Origin of the sequence: Cellulosimicrobium sp. E-16 (assembly GCF_049913115.1) — a bacterium.
In the GTDB taxonomy this organism is placed as follows: domain Bacteria; phylum Actinomycetota; class Actinomycetes; order Actinomycetales; family Cellulomonadaceae; genus Cellulosimicrobium.
Genome location: NZ_CP183974.1, coordinates 1,772,048 through 1,786,899, shown reverse-complemented (window position 1 = coordinate 1,786,899; position 14,852 = coordinate 1,772,048). Strand labels below are relative to the sequence as shown.

General features: G+C 75.1%; 12 protein-coding genes and 1 tRNA gene. 11 read left to right on the top strand and 2 right to left on the bottom strand.

Annotated features, from left to right (window positions below; translation table 11 throughout):
* Positions 1–130: 130 nt before the first annotated feature.
* Positions 131–206: transfer RNA gene (locus ACN9MS_RS07850), tRNA-Arg, on the top strand.
* Between the two features lie 4 nt (positions 207–210).
* Here the strand turns inward: ACN9MS_RS07850 and ACN9MS_RS07845 are convergent.
* Complete coding sequence (locus tag ACN9MS_RS07845) at positions 211–627, bottom strand: PPOX class F420-dependent oxidoreductase (protein ID WP_426311419.1); 417 nt, start codon at positions 625–627, stop codon at positions 211–213.
* Positions 624–1,364: an SDR family NAD(P)-dependent oxidoreductase gene (locus tag ACN9MS_RS07840; protein WP_426311418.1), complete on the bottom strand. Its 741-nt coding sequence runs from the start codon at positions 1,362–1,364 to the stop codon at positions 624–626. The genes ACN9MS_RS07845 and ACN9MS_RS07840 overlap by 4 nt, the downstream gene beginning before the upstream one ends.
* Positions 1,365–1,667: 303 nt before the next feature.
* Here ACN9MS_RS07840 and ACN9MS_RS07835 point away from each other — a divergent pair, with 303 nt between their 5' ends.
* The 10 genes from ACN9MS_RS07835 to ACN9MS_RS07790 all read left to right on the top strand — a co-directional run bounded on the left by ACN9MS_RS07835 (position 1,668) and on the right by ACN9MS_RS07790 (position 14,605).
* Positions 1,668–2,885, top strand: coding sequence for a toxic anion resistance protein (locus ACN9MS_RS07835; RefSeq protein ID WP_389277466.1), 1,218 nt, complete (start codon positions 1,668–1,670; stop codon positions 2,883–2,885).
* A gap of 77 nt (positions 2,886–2,962) precedes the next feature.
* Positions 2,963–3,535 carry a hypothetical protein gene (locus ACN9MS_RS07830; RefSeq protein ID WP_426311417.1) on the top strand — a complete coding sequence of 191 codons (573 nt, stop codon included), beginning with the start codon at positions 2,963–2,965 and terminating at the stop codon, positions 3,533–3,535.
* Positions 3,532–5,217: an AAA family ATPase gene (locus ACN9MS_RS07825; protein WP_426311416.1), complete on the top strand. Its 1,686-nt coding sequence runs from the start codon at positions 3,532–3,534 to the stop codon at positions 5,215–5,217. The genes ACN9MS_RS07830 and ACN9MS_RS07825 overlap by 4 nt, the downstream gene beginning before the upstream one ends.
* Positions 5,214–6,560: a hypothetical protein gene (locus ACN9MS_RS07820; protein ID WP_426311415.1), complete on the top strand. Its 1,347-nt coding sequence runs from the start codon at positions 5,214–5,216 to the stop codon at positions 6,558–6,560. Before ACN9MS_RS07825 ends, ACN9MS_RS07820 begins: the two co-directional genes overlap by 4 nt.
* Positions 6,557–7,576 carry a glutamate ABC transporter substrate-binding protein gene (locus tag ACN9MS_RS07815; RefSeq protein WP_426311414.1) on the top strand — a complete coding sequence of 340 codons (1,020 nt, stop codon included), beginning with the start codon at positions 6,557–6,559 and terminating at the stop codon, positions 7,574–7,576. Before ACN9MS_RS07820 ends, ACN9MS_RS07815 begins: the two co-directional genes overlap by 4 nt.
* A complete protein-coding gene (locus ACN9MS_RS07810) occupies positions 7,573–8,679 on the top strand; it encodes a hypothetical protein (RefSeq protein ID WP_426311413.1) in 1,107 nt (368 codons plus the stop codon). Before ACN9MS_RS07815 ends, ACN9MS_RS07810 begins: the two co-directional genes overlap by 4 nt.
* Positions 8,676–11,033, top strand: coding sequence for a tetratricopeptide repeat protein (locus ACN9MS_RS07805; protein WP_426311412.1), 2,358 nt, complete (start codon positions 8,676–8,678; stop codon positions 11,031–11,033). The genes ACN9MS_RS07810 and ACN9MS_RS07805 overlap by 4 nt, the downstream gene beginning before the upstream one ends.
* A complete protein-coding gene (locus tag ACN9MS_RS07800; protein WP_426311411.1) occupies positions 11,030–12,304 on the top strand; it encodes a protein phosphatase 2C domain-containing protein in 1,275 nt (424 codons plus the stop codon). The genes ACN9MS_RS07805 and ACN9MS_RS07800 overlap by 4 nt, the downstream gene beginning before the upstream one ends.
* Positions 12,305–12,398: 94 nt before the next feature.
* Positions 12,399–13,682 (top strand): VWA domain-containing protein, encoded by a 1,284-nt coding sequence (locus ACN9MS_RS07795; protein ID WP_426311410.1) that lies wholly within the window; start codon positions 12,399–12,401, stop codon positions 13,680–13,682.
* Positions 13,679–14,605 (top strand): FHA domain-containing protein, encoded by a 927-nt coding sequence (locus ACN9MS_RS07790; protein ID WP_426311409.1) that lies wholly within the window; start codon positions 13,679–13,681, stop codon positions 14,603–14,605. The genes ACN9MS_RS07795 and ACN9MS_RS07790 overlap by 4 nt, the downstream gene beginning before the upstream one ends.
* The last annotated feature ends 247 nt before the right edge of the window (positions 14,606–14,852 follow it).

The following is a 14,852-nucleotide window of genomic DNA, read 5'->3' as shown; positions in this document are numbered from 1 at the left end:
TTCATAGTGACGGCTGCCGGGGGCCCCGCCAAACGCACGCGCCGCACGACGCGCGACCACCCCACCTGCACGTCCGCCACCACGGCCTCCACCTCCCGAGCACGCCCGACGCCCACTACGATGGGCGCGCGCCTCGATAGCTCAATGGATAGAGCAACGGCCTTCTAATCCGTAGGTTGCAGGTTCGAGTCCTGCTCGGGGCACCACTCCTCAGCCGAACGACGGCGCCGTCGCGTGGTCGACCTCGACCAGGTAGGCGTGCCGCTCCTCCCCGCGCGGGTAGGGGCCGCCGGTGTACAGGACGGAGAGGCGGTCGACGACCGCCCAGCCCGCGTCGCCGTCGAGCACCTCGACGACGCGCCCGCGCAGGGTCGCCATGACGTACGGGTTCCCGGTCTCCGTCACGGACACCGCGACGCGCGGGTCGCGCGCGAGGTTGCGGGCCATGCGCGAGCCGGGGCCGGTGAGGAACGCGAGCCGGTCCCCCTCCCAGCCGACCCAGAGCGGCACGACGTGCGGGCCGCCGTCGGGCAGGACCGTCGCGAGGTGCGCGACGTGCGGTCCCGCGACGAGCACGCGAGCGGCCTCGGGGACGTGGGCGGGGCCGGGTACGGTGCCGGCGCTCACACGATCGCCCCGCACGAGAGGTCGACGACGACCCCTGTCGTCGCACCCGCGGCGTCGGTCGCGAGGTAGACAGCGGTGCCCGCGACCTCGGACAGGCGGGGCAGGCGGCCGAGCAGCGTGTCCTTCACGAGCATGGGCAGGTCGTCGTCCGGCGCGCCGACGGTCTCGGGCGTGAAGTTGGGCCGGAGCCCGACGACCCGCACGCCGTGGCGGCCGACCTCGCCGGCGAGGCTGCGCACGAGGGTCTCGATCGACGCGCACGCGAGGCTGAACCCGCCCATCTCGTGACGCGACTCCCGCGCGGCCGTGGACGAGAGCATGACGATCGCCCCGGACCCCTGGGCGACCATGTGCCGCGCCGCGGCGGTCGCGGTGAGGAAGTGGGTGGTCGTCGCGGACACGATCGGCGCCACGAAGTCCTCGAGGGACATGTCGACGAGCGGGACGTTCTGGAGCACGTCGTAGGCGACGGCGTTGAACGACACGTCGAGGCTCCCCGCCTGCTCGACCACGCCTGCCGCGTGCGCGTCGACCGACTCCTTGTCCGTCGCGTCGACGACGGCGGCGTGCGCCTGCCCGCCGGCGGCGCGGATCTCCTCCGCGAGCGCGTCGAGCGTGGCGGCTGTCCGTCCCGCGAGGAAGATGCGCGCGCCCGCGTCGGCGAAGGCGCGGCTCACCGCCGATCCCATCGACCCCGCGGCCCCGTAGACCACCGCGTTCTTCCCGGCGAGCTGCATCTGACGTCCCTTCCTCGACGGCGGCGCGCACGTCCGCGGAGGGCGTGCGCAGCGAACTCTCGCAGACGGACGACGGCGCGGGCGGGCGGAACTCATCGGCCGCCCGGACGTTGGTCCTGGCATGGGGAGTTCTCACCCTCCCGATCCCCGGAAAGGGTAAAGATCGAGCCACCCGCCGTAGATATACTCGCCCGACCGGCGCAGGCCGGTTCCGCCCGGTTCGCCCGGGTCGAGGGGGAGCTCGCGAGGGCGCCCCACCCGCCACCGACGGCGTCCGACGGCACGCACGAGCGAAGGACAGACATGACCGAGGCAGCACCGCTCCAGCCCCCCGCCCCGACGGAGACGCTCACGCTCAGCGCCCCGGAGCCCGTCAAGCCCGTCGCCACCACGCAGGCGCCGTCGCTCGCGCCCCGCGTCGACGAGGCCGCGATCCCCGGCCTCCAGTCGAAGGTCTCCTCCTACCTCGACCAGCTCCTCGCGACGGACACGCGCTCGCCCGAGTTCGCGGCGAAGGCCGACGACATCCGCAAGATGGGCGACAAGGACATCCGCGCGGCCTCCGACGTCTCGAACCGCATGCTCGAGATGCCGGTCCGGGAGCTGCGCGAGGGCGGCGTCTCCGAGAGCTCCAAGGTGAGCAAGTCGCTGCTCGAGCTGCGCCGCACGGTCGAGGACCTCGACCCCAGCGAGGCGAGCGTGGGCAAGAAGTTCCTGGGCCTCATCCCGTTCGGCGGGAAGCTCCAGGACTACTTCCGCCGCTACGAGAGCTCGCAGAAGCAGCTCAACGCGATCGTCCAGTCGCTCTACAACGGTCAGGACGAGCTCCGCAAGGACAACGCCGCGCTCAACCTCGAGAAGCAGAACCTCTGGGACTCGATGGCGCGCCTCAACCAGTACATCTTCATCGCCGAGCGCCTCGACACCGAGCTCTCGACGAAGATCGCCGAGCTCGAGGCGAGCGACCCCGAGCGCGCCCAGGCGCTGCGCGAGGACGTGCTGTTCTACGTCCGCCAGAAGCACCAGGACCTGCTCACGCAGCTCGCGGTGTCCATCCAGGGCTACCTCGCGATGGACATCATCATGAAGAACAACGTCGAGCTCATCAAGGGCGTCGACCGCGCGACGACGACGACGGTCTCGGCGCTGCGCACGGCCGTCATCGTGGCGCAGGCGCTCGCGAACCAGAAGCTCGTGCTCGACCAGATCACGGCGCTCAACACGACGACGTCGAACATGATCGCCTCGACCTCGAAGATGCTGGCCGACCAGTCGGCGAGCATCCAGCAGCAGGCCGCGAGCGCGACGGTCGGGCTCCCGCAGCTCCAGCAGGCGTTCGCCAACATCTACGCGACGCTCGACTCGATCTCGACGTTCAAGACGCAGGCGCTCGACTCCATGGCGCAGACGATCGGGGTGCTCGAGACCGAGACGACCAAGGCGAACGAGTACCTCGACCGCGCGCGCCGCTCGGACCAGTCGCAGGTCGGTAACGGCTCGCTCGACATCGGGCGCCTGTGACCCCTGGCGACGCACGCCCCCCGTCCTCCCGCGGCCTGACCGCCGCTCCCCGCACCACAGATCGGACCCCGAGCTAGATGGGCTGGTTCTCCGACGTGATCGGCCGCCTCGGCGGCCGGTCCTCCGCGCCCGAGCCCGCGCTCGAGCTGCCCGCCCCGCCGACGTCGGCCGAGATCCTCACCTCGGTCGAGCGCGTGGAGCAGCAGATCGAGGGCCGCGTGCCGCCGGCCGTCACGGCGCGCGTGCACCGCATCACCGGCACGGTCGAGGAGATGGTGCCGCGCCTCGACCGCCTCGGCGGCGGGTCGCAGCAGGCGCACACCGTCGTCGCAACGGCCACGAGCTACCTGCCCGAGGCCGTCGGCGCGTACCTGCGCCTGCCGCGCGACTTCGCCGACCGGCGGGTCGTCGCGCAGGGCAAGACGTCGCTCATGCTGCTGTGCGACCAGCTCGACCTGCTCGGCGTCACGCTCGACAAGATCTCCGACGCGGTCTCGCGCGCCGACGCCGCCGCGCTCGTCGCGCACGGCGCGTTCCTCGCGGAGAAGTTCCGTGACTCGTCGATCGCGCTGGACCCCGGGGCCGGCCAGGGCACACCCCAGCCTCCGAGCGGCCCGACGTCGGAGCCCGGACGACTGGAGGCACCATGACCGGCCCGGTGACCCCGAGCCTCGCGGCGGCGCTCGACGCGCTGGACGCCGTGGCGCGCGCCGCGGGCGTGGACGAGGAGGCGGCGCGCGACGAGGGTGCCCGCCTCGCGGCGGCCGTCGCCGAGTCCTCCCCCGGGGCGCCCGCGGCGTGGCTCGCGGCGCTCGGGCACGACCCCGCCGCGACGGGCGCGTTCTTCACCGCCGCGTCGAGCGCCCGGCGCTGGCGCACGTCCCCGACGGACGTCCGCGCCGCGCTCGGTGCGGCCCGCTCGAAGCACGCCGTCGCCTATGGGCAGGCGCTCGCCGACGTCGCACGAGCGGCAGCGCACCTCGGCTCCCCCGGCCCGCACGTGGCCGGGGTCGCCGCGGCCACGGCCGCCGTCCAGCAGTCGGGCGGCTCTCCGGTACCGGCCCCGGGTGCCGGCCGGCCCTCGTCGGACCCGACGGCGGCGCCCGCCGCCGGCGGCCCGGTCGCCGCGCGCTCGGCGTCCGGCGGGGTGGACCCGTTCGACCTCGGCGACCTGCTCGCCGCGCAGGGCTCGCTCGACGCCCTCCACCGGCCTGCGCCCGAGGTCCCGTCCGTCGCGTCGATCCTCGACGCGCTCGGCGCCCGCCCGGCCGCGGAGGCGCCCGGCCCGACGTCCGCGCCGTCGAGCACGACGGCGTCGGGCACGCAGACCGGCCCGCCCACGGGGGGCGCCGACGCGACGGCCACACGCACCGAGGCGGCGACGACGACCGAGGCCGCGTCCGAGGAGGAGCCTCCCCGCTCGATCGAGGAGCTGCTCGCCGAGCTCGACGCGCTCACCGGGCTCACCCGCGTGAAGGACGAGATCCACCGCCAGACCGAGCTGCTGCGCGTCGAGAAGCTGCGCACGGAGGCCGGCCTGACCCGCCCGACGCTCACGCGTCACCTCGTGTTCCTCGGCAACCCCGGCACGGGCAAGACGACGGTCGCGCGCCTCGTCGCGGGGATCTACCGCGCGCTCGGGCTGCTCGAGAAGGGCCACCTCGTCGAGGTCGACCGCTCCGAGCTCGTCGCGGGCTACCTGGGCCAGACCGCGGTGAAGACGTCCGAGGTCGTCGCCACCGCGCTCGGCGGCGTGCTGTTCGTCGACGAGGCGTACGGGCTCGCGGAGGACCAGTACGGCGCCGAGGCGATCAACACGCTCGTCAAGGACATGGAGGACCACCGCGACGAGCTCGTCGTCATCGTGGCGGGCTACCCCGGGCCGATGGCGGACTTCCTCGCCACGAACCCCGGCCTCGAGTCGCGGTTCTCCACGACCATCACGTTCGAGGACTACGCCGACGCCGAGCTGCGCGACATCTTCGCGGGCATGGCGGCGAAGTCCGACTTCGAGCCGACGCCCGAGGCGCTCGACGTGTTCGCGCGCCTCGCCGCGGCGCAGCCGCGCAGCGAGGGCTTCGGCAACGCGCGCTGGGCGCGCAACGTGCTCGACGGCGCGATCGCGCGCCACGCGTGGCGCCTCAAGGACACCGAGGCGCCGACGATCGACGAGCTCCGCCTCCTGCTGCCGGTCGACGTGGTCGACGGCGAGGGCGCCCCCGCGCTGCTCGCCACGCTCGACCCGCCGGAGACCGCGGACGCCCCGACCACGGACGTGCCCACCGACGACGCACCCGAGACCGCCCCCTCCACCGCCGAGGAGAACGCATGACGACCACCCCGGTCCGCCCTGCGGGCCAGCAGATCGTCCCCGCGGGCGGCCCCGCGCCGGGCAGCGCGCCCGGCCCGGTCGGCACCCCGAGCGGAGCACCGAGCGCGGGCGTGTCCCGCGCCCGTGGTGCGCTCCGCCGCACGCCCGGCAAGCTGCGGCTCGTCATGGCGCTGTGCGTGCTCGCCGCCGTCGCGCTCGGCGTGCTCGGCTTCCAGGCGGGCAGCGTCCAGTCCCGGGCGCTCGAGGCCGCGAGCGAGGACACCGCGCAGCTCGTCGGGGTCCAGGAGGTGCGCAACGCGCTCGTCGCGGCGGACGCGACGGCGACCGGCGCGTTCCTCGTCGGCGGCCTCGAGCCCGCCGACCAGCGTGCCCGGTACGACGACCTCGTCGACCAGGCCGCGAGCGGGCTCGCCACGCTCTCCGGGAGCAACGAGGGAGATGCGGAGCTGCTCGGCCAGGTCGCGGCCGACCTCACGGTCTACACGGGCCTCGTCGAGCAGGCGCGCGCCAACAACCGCCAAGGCTTCCCGGTCGGCTCGGCGTACCTCGACCAGGCGTCGACCATCCTGCGCGAGCAGATGCTGCCCGCGCTCGACGAGGTCGTGCTCGACGACGCCGACCGTGTCGCGGCGGACTTCTCGGGCGTCCGCAACGCGCTGTGGGTGCTCGCGGGCGGGCTCGTCGGGCTCGCGGTGCTCGTCGTGAGCCAGGTCTGGCTCGCACGCCGTACGCACCGCGTGCTCAACGTCGGCCTCGCCGTCGGGACCGCCGTCGTGCTCGTCGTCGGCATCGTGTCCACGGTCCTGCTGGCCCAGGCGAGCTCGCGCGCGCAGGACGTCCGCACCGGTCCGTACGCCGCGACGCTCGCCGCGTCCCAGGCCTACTCGCTCGCCAACGACGCGAAGTCGATGGAGGCGTTCACGCTCATCAAGCGGGGGTCCGGGCAGGCGTACGAGGAGGCGTTCGTCACGGCGACGGACGACGCCACGGCGCGGCTCGACACCGCGGCGTCCGAGGGGATCCTCGACGGGTCGACCGCCCAGGCGCTCGACGCGTGGGTGACCCGGCACGCGGACATCCGCGCGCTCGACGACGCGGGCCAGTGGGACGAGGCCGTCGCCCTCGCCACGGCGACGGACCCCGAGAGCCCCAACGCCGCGTTCGACGCGTTCTCCGCGTCCGCGCGCGGCGACATCGAGACGAACGCGGCCGCCACGAGCGAGCGCCTCGACGGCGCGGCGACGACCGCGACCGTGGCGGGCTGGCTCCTGCTGGTCGCGGGCCTCGTCGCGGCGCTGCTCGCGTGGCGCGGCGTGACCGCACGACTGGAGGAGTACCGGTGACCACGACGCTCGCCACCCCTGACCGCAGCCGTCGCGCCGGTGCCCGCCGGCGCCGCGGCGGCGTCGTCGCCGCAGGGCTCGCCGCGGTGCTCGCGCTCGCCGCGTGCTCGGGTCCCTCCGGCGCGGACGACCTCCGCCTCACCGAGGCGCCGCAGGACGAGGCCGCCGAGGAGGCGCCGACCGCGCCGGCGGCCCCCGCCGAGTGCGCCGACCCCCTCGCCTCGTACGCGCCCGAGGGCGCGCTGCCCGGACCCGACGCCCTGCCCGGCGGCAGCACCATGGCCGCGATCCGCGACCGCGGCTCGCTCATCGTGGGCGTCTCGGCCGACACGCTCCTCATGGGCGCGCGCAACTCGCTGTCGGGCCAGATCGAGGGCTTCGACATCGACGTGCTGCACGAGATCTCGCGCGCGATCTTCGGCGACCCCGACCGGCTCACGTTCCGTGTCATCACGTCGGGCCAGCGCCTCGAGGTGCTCGAGCAGGGCGAGGTCGACCTGGTCGCGCGCGCGTTCACGATCAACTGCGAGCGGTGGGAGTCCATCGCGTTCTCGGCGGAGTACTACCACGCCGGCCAGAAGGTGCTCGTCACGCGCGACTCGACCGCGAGCGGCATCGCGGACCTCGAGGGCCAGCGCGTGTGCGCGCCCGAGGGCACGACGACGCTCACGCGCCTCGAGCAGTTCTCCGGCATCGAGCCCGTCCCCGCCACGACCCACACGCAGTGCCTCGTGCTGTTCCAGCAGGGCAAGGTCGACGCGATCACGGGCGACGACACGATCCTCGCCGGCTTCGCGGCGCAGGACCCGTACGCGAAGGTCGTCGGCGAGGCGATCAGCGACGAGCCCTACGGCATCGGTGTCCCCGCGCAGAACGTCGACATGGTGCGGTTCGTCAACGGCGTGCTCGAGCAGATGAAGTCCGACGGGCGCTGGGCCGCGATCTACGGCGAGTGGCTCGGCGGGCTCGGCCCGGCCCCGACCCCGCCGACCGCGGTGTACGGCCGCACGCCGTGACCCGCACGACCGCACCCGAGGCGCCGGGACGGCTCGGCGAGGCGATCCCCGCCGCCGACCTCCTGGCGTACCTCGCCGCGCTCGAGACGTGGCTCGACGAGCGGCGCACGGAGCTCGACCGGCTCGACGCCGCCGCGCAGGCCGCCGCGACGCCCGACGTCTACACGGCCGACCTGGTGCTCGCGCTCTCGCTCTGGCAGGCGATCCGCACGCGCGCGGACGAGATCCGGCCCGTCTGGGACTCGGGCCGGGCGGACGCCGTCGCGCGCGAGAAGATCTCCCAGCTCGTCTGGGGGCGCCTCGACTCCGGGTCGGGCGCCGCGCTCGTCTCGCTGGTGGAGGCGGTGAAGCTGTGCGACGCACTCGTCGTCCAGCTCCGCACCCGCCTGTCGTTCGACCCGCACACGGCCGACCAGGTCGCGCGCCTGCGCGGCGTGCGCGCCGAGCTCGTGCGCTGCGAGGACCTGGCCGGCTCCGACGCGGACGCGCGGGGCCGCGTGGAGACCCTGCGCGGGCGCCTCGACCACCTCGTCGCCCAGGCCGCGCGCGGGGCCGACGTCTCGGGCCCGCTCGCGGAGCTCGAGGCCGAGGTCGCGCGGGCCGAGCGCGATCTCATCGTCGCGTCGGCGCAGCGTCGCGAGCTGCGCCGCGACCGCGCGCGGACCGAGGAGCAGCGCGAGGCGCTGGAGGCCCGCGAGCCCGCGCTGCGCGAGCTCGTCGCCCGCTGCCGGCGCGAGATCGCGCACCCGCCGCGGCTCGCGGTCCCCGACGTCTCGCGGCTCGGACCCGTCCCCGACTCACGGTTCGAGCTCGACGCCTACGCGGCGCGGCTCGCGACCGTGGCCCGCGCCGTCGAGACCGTCGAGGACGCCTACACGCGGCCCCTGCGCGAGCGCGCCGAGCTGCGCTACAGCCTCGAGCGGCTCGCGGCGAAGGCTCGGGCCAACGGGCGCTCGGCGTCGCCCACCGTGCGCTCCGGCCACGTCGAGGCGCGTGACGCGGTCGAGGCCGTGCCGTGCGACGTGACGCTCGCCCGCTTCCTCGTCGAGCAGTACCAGTTCCTCACCCGCGACCTGCCCACCCCGGAAGGAGCGTCGTCGTGACCACCACCGCGACCGTCCCGTGCTCGGAGCCCGGCTGCCCGGGCACCATCGAGGACGGCTACTGCAACGTCTGCGGCACGCCCGCGGGCGGCTCCGGCGGCACGCCGACGGGGACCTCTACCGGCACCACCGGCGCGCCGGCGCCGGGCACGGCCGCCGCCGCGTCGCCGTCCGCGATGCTCGGGACCGGCTTCGTCCAGGGTCGCCCCGGTACCGGGTCGGCAGCGGGCGCGGACCCCGACGCCGAGCGCTCGACCCGCACGGGCCGCACGAGCTCGAGCCGCCTCGCCACGGCCGCGCTCGGCTCGGCGCGCACCGCCGCGACCGGCTCGAAGGCGACGCGACGCGTCGGCACGTCCTCGACGCGCCTGCGCGGCCGCGGCCTCGGCGCGGGCCTGACGACCGTCCCGTCCGTCCCCGCGCGCGACCCGCTCCAGTCCGTCATGGCGGTGCCCGAGGTCGCGGAGCGCAAGCGGTTCTGCCCCGCGTGCGGCGAGAAGGTCGGCCGCGGTCGCGACGGCCAGCCCGGCCGCACCTCCGGCTTCTGCCCGCACTGCGGCAACAAGTTCGACTTCACGCCGCAGCTCGTGCCGGGCGACCTGGTCGGCGGGCAGTACGAGGTCGTGGGCTGCCTCGCGCACGGCGGCCTCGGCTGGATCTACCTGGCCCGCGACCAGAACGTGTCGGGCCGGTGGGTCGTGCTCAAGGGCCTGCTCAACTCGGGCGACCCGGACGCCTACGCGGCCGCGATCTCCGAGCGACAGTTCCTCGCGGAGGTCGAGCACCCGCTCATCGTCGAGATCTACAACTTCGCGATGCACGACGGCGCGGGCTACACCGTGATGGAGTACGTCGGCGGCGAGTCCCTCAAGGAGATCCTCCAGGAGCGCCGCGAGACCAACAACGGGGTCATCGACCCGATGCCGGTCGACCAGGCGCTCGCCTACGTGCTCGCGATCCTCCCGGCCTTCGCCTACCTGCACGACCACAACCTGCTGTTCTGCGACTTCAAGCCCGAGAACGTCATCCAGCAGGGCGACGGCGTCAAGCTCATCGACCTCGGCGGCGTGCGCCGCAGCGACGACCTCACGTCGGCGATCTTCGGGACCGTGGGCTACCAGGCGCCCGAGGTCGCGGAGGTCGGTCCGTCGACCGCGTCGGACATCTACACGATCGGCCGCACGCTCGCGACGCTCGTCCTCGACTTCCGCGGCAACACGACGACGTACGTCGCGTCGCTGCCGCCCGTCGCGGACACGCCCGTGTTCCAGCAGTACGACTCGTTCTACCGGCTGCTCGCCAAGGCGTGCGCGCTCGACCCGGCGGACCGCTTCGCGACCGCCGACGAGATGCGCACCCAGCTCCTCGGGGTGCTGCGCGAGGTCGTGGCCGCCGACGCCGGGCCGGGCAACCCGGCGCTGCACTCGGCGGCGTCGGTGCTGTTCGAGGCCCCGGTCGCCGACGTGGCGGCCCGTCCGCTCGCGTGGGACGAGCTCCCCACGCTGCGCCGCGACGACCACGACCCGATGGCGAGCTGGCTCGCCGGCGTCAACGTCGTCGACCCGGACGCGCGCCTCGCCGCGCTCGCCGACGCGCCCGAGGACACGGTCGAGGTGCACCTCGCGCGCGCCCGCGCGGCGATCGAGGCGGGCCGGTTCGACGTGCTGCGTGGCACGATCGGCACGATCCTCGCGGACGACCCGTGGGAGTGGCGCGCCGCGTGGCTCGGGGGCCTCGGCGAGCTCGCGCAGGGCGACCCGGTCGCCGCGCGCGCCTCGTTCAACGCGGTCTACGGCCAGGTGCCCGGCGAGCTCGCACCGAAGCTCGCGCTCGCCGCGGCCTGCGAGCTGAGCGGCGAGCCGGACATCGCGGAGTCGCTCTACGTGATCTGCGCGCGCACCGACGCCAACTACACCGCGCCCGCCGCGTTCGGTCTCATGCGCATCCGCGAGGCGCGCGGCGACCTCGACGGCGCCCTGCACGCGCTGGACCTCGTCGGGCCGACGCGCGGGTCGTACGTCGAGTCCCGCACCCTGCGCGCGCACCTGCTCGCCGAGTCGGGGCGCGGCCTGCCCGCGCTCGCGGACGCGATGGCGAGCGTCTCCGCGGTGTCGATCGCGCCCCGCGAGCGCGCCGAGCTGTCCGTCGGCGTGCTGCGCTCCGCGCTCGAGACCGTCACGCGGTCGGGGCCCGAGCCGACGACGCGCATCGCGGGCGTCCCCGCCGACGAGCCCGCGCTGCGCGACGCCCTCGAGGGCGCGTACCGCGAGCTCGCGTCGCTCACGGACTCGCGCGACGAGCGCATCACGCTCGTCGACCGCGCGAACGAGGTGCGGCGGTGGACGGTCCGATGAGCGACGCCCCGGCACCCGTGCCCGACCAGGCCGTGCCCGACCAGGCCGTCCCGGCACCGCCCGCGCTGCTCGCGTGCCCTGCGTGCGGCGAGCCGTCGCCCGAGGGGGCGCGGTTCTGCGAGGCGTGCGGCACGGCGCTCGCCCCGCTCCCGCAGGCCGGGGACCTGGAGGACGGGGACCCCGCGGACGGCGCGTCGGCCGGTCCCGGGGCGGAACGGTCGATGCTCCCGGACGGCTCGGCCGCGGACGGCTCCCCGGCGAGCGACGGGACCGCGCCGGGCGGCGCGACGGGCCCCGGCGCCCGACCGTGCGTGCGGTGCGGGGGCCGCGTCGCCGAGGACGGGTACTGCACGGAGTGCGGCGAGCCGGCCGCCTCCGAGCGCGACCACTGGGCCGAGCGGCCCGCGACGTGGGTCGCCGGCGTGTGCGACCGCGGCGTGCGGCACTCCCGCAACGAGGACGCGATGGCGCTCGCCGCCAGCCCGTCCGCCGTGGCGGACCGGGCGTTCGCCACGCTCGTCGTGTGCGACGGCGTCTCCTCCGCGCCCGACTCCGACGTCGCGAGCCTCGCGGCCGCGCGAGCGGCGCGCGACGTGCTCGCGGCGGGCGCCCCGGAGGGGTCCTCCCCCGTCGTCGGCGAGCCGACGGCGCGCGTCGCCGCCTGGTCGGCGCTCGTCGGGGACGCCTCGCGCGCCGCGCAGGACGCGATCCTGACGACCGTGGGCGCGATGGCCGACCGCGAGAACCCGCCGTCGTGCACGTTCGTCGCCGCCGTCGTGGACGGCCCGCTCGTGGTCACGGGCTGGGTGGGCGACTCGCGCGCCTACTGGATCCCGGACACGGGCGAGGCGCACCAGCTCAGCGTCGACGACTCGTGGGCGCAGGAGATGATGGCGCAGGGCATCCCCCGCGCCCAGGCGGAGAGCTCTCCCCAGGCCCACGCGATCACGCGCTGGCTCGGCCCCGACGCCCCGGACCCCGTCGCCCGGACGGCAGCGACGTTCCCCGACCGCGACGGCTGGGTGCTGGTGTGCTCCGACGGCCTGTGGAACTACTGCTCCCCCGCCGCCGACCTCGCGGCGCTGCTCCACGCCACCCAGGAGCGGGTCGGCCACGACCCGCAGACGGTGGCGGGCGCCCTCGTGGACTGGGCGAACGCCCAGGGCGGCCGCGACAACATCACGGCCACGCTCGCGCGGTTCGACAGGTCCTCGGACCCGGACTCCCCCGAGCTCGACCCTGACCTCGAGACGACCGTCCCCACCACCTGACGCGGGCCTCGCGCCGCGGTGCGACCCCACCCACGCGCGACCCGCGCACGACCCGATAGCCTGCACGAACACCCGCACCACCGAAGGAGCCCCCATGGCCGAGTTCGCCGCCGAGGTCTACCAGAACGAGTTCCTGTCCGAGGGCGCGACGGACGTCCACGCGATCGTCACCGTGACGTGCACGGGGGCCGGGAGCGCGGGGAGCGTCGGCGGCGCGGGCGGGGTCGCCGAGATCATCATGGTCGACACGTCCGGGTCGATGTCGGGCCGGAACATGGAGGCCGCGAAGCACGCGGCCCAGGTGGCCGTGGACCAGATCCTCGACGGCACGTGGTTCGCGATCGTCGGCGGCAGCCACGTCGCCAACCGCGTCTTCCCCTACCCCAACGCCCGCATGGCGATGGTCCAGATGGAGCCGGGCGCGCGCGCCGAGGCGAAGCGCGCGATCTCGATGCTCACGCCCGGCGGCGGCACGGCGATGAGCACGTGGCTGCGCCTCGCGGACCAGCTGTTCGCGACGGTGCCCCAGGCGGCGCAGCGGCACGCGATCCTCCTCACGGACGGCAAGAACGAGTCGGAGCCGCGCGCGAACCTGTCCGCCGCTGTCCGTGACGTCACCGGCCACTTCCAGTGCGACGCGCGCGGTGTCGGCTCGCGCTGGCAGGTCGACGAGCTGCGCGAGATCTCGACCGCGCTGCTCGGCACGGTGGACCTCATCGCGGACCCGAACGAGATCGCGGCGGACTTCGAGAAGCTCATGCAGGCCTCCATGGCCCGCGGCGTGGCCTCGGCCGACCTCCGCGTCTGGGCCCCGCAGGGCTCCCAGGTGCTCTTCGTGCGGCAGGTCGCGCCGACCGTCGAGGACCTGACCCACCGCCGCGCCGAGGTCAATCCGCTCACCGGTTCCTACCCGACCGGCTCGTGGGGCGACGAGTCGCGCGACTACCACGTCGCCGTGCGCGTCGCGTCGAAGCCGGTCGGCTCCGAGCAGCTCGCGGCACGCGTCCAGCTCGCGGTCAACGGCGAGGTCGTCTCCTCCGGCCTGGTCAAGGCCAAGTGGTCCGACGACGAGTCGCTCACCACGCGCATCAACCCCGAGGTCGCGCACTACACGGGCCAGACCGAGCTCGCCGCGGCCATCCAGGAGGGCCTCGCGGCCAAGGCGTCGGGCGACGAGGCGACGGCGACCGTCAAGCTCGGGCGCGCCGTGCAGCTCGCCCAGCAGACGGGCAACGACGAGGCGACGTCGCGCCTGCGCAAGGTCGTCGACATCGACAACGAGGAGCAGGGGACGGTGCGCCTCAAGCGCAACACCTCCACCCTGGACGAGATGGCGCTCGACACCGCCTCGACGAAGACGACCCGGGTCCGCCGGTGAGCGCCGTCGTCTGCCCCAACGGGCACCCGTCCGAGTCGACCGACTACTGCGACGTGTGCGGCGAGCCGATCGGCGCCGCGTCGACCCCCGTCGCGTCCGCGCCGAGCGGCTCGACGCCCGCGCCGGGCGGCGCCACGGCCGTGCCCGCGACGACCCAGCCCGTCCAGTGCCCGAACTGCGGGTCGCCGGCGCCCGGCGGCGCGCTGTTCTGCGAGAACTGCGGCTACGACTTCACGACGGGCGCCCTGCCCGACCCGGTCGATCCGCCGTCCGCGCTCTCGCTCGACCCGCCGTCGCGCCCCACGCCGCCCGCGGCCCCCGTCCCGAGCACGCCCTCGGCCTCCACGCCGCCCCCGCTGCCGGCCTCCGCAGCGACCCCGGCGTCGTCGTCGACGCCGCCCCCGCTGCCCACCTCGACCGCGCCCCCCGCACCCGGGGCGGGTGCCGCGGGCGAGCCGGCCGCCCCGGGCGAGCCGGCGACGTCGGGCACCCACCTGCCGACGCCCCCGGTCCCCGGTCCGGACCAGTGGGTCGTCGAGATCTGGATCGACCCCGACTGGTACACCGCGCAGCAGCCCGAGGACCCCATGCCCTCCGCGGGCCTGCCCGGCCTCGTCGTGCTGCGCGAGCGCAGCGTGCTCGTCGGGCGCCCGTCGGTGTCGCGGGGCATCCACCCGCAGGTCGACTGCGGCGCGGACACCGGCGTCTCACGCCGGCACTGCCAGCTCAGCACGGACGGCCAGCGGTGGTGGGTCGAGGACCTCCAGTCGTCGAACGGGACCTACGTGAGCCCCGCGGGCGAACCGCTGCCGACCGACCCGATCCCCGCCGGGCAACGACGCGAGCTGTCCGACGGCGACCGCGTGTACCTCGGCGCGTGGACGCGCCTCGTCGTCCGCAAGGCGCTCCCGGGCGAGGTCTGACCCCTCCTCCCCGCACGACCGACGCCCCGCTTGGAGGTTTCCTCCGGGCGGGGCGTCGTCGTGTCCCAGGCGGGTTGTGCGGAACCTCCAACGGGTTGTGCGAACCGGCAACGATCCGCGGGCCGCGTGGTCGCGCCGCGCCTCGCCCGGCAGGCACCGGGGACGGGAGAGTGGGGTCGACGGCACAGGCGGTGACCCCCAGGGGGAGCCCGTCGTCGCCGTCCGACCCCGACCCCGACCCCGACCC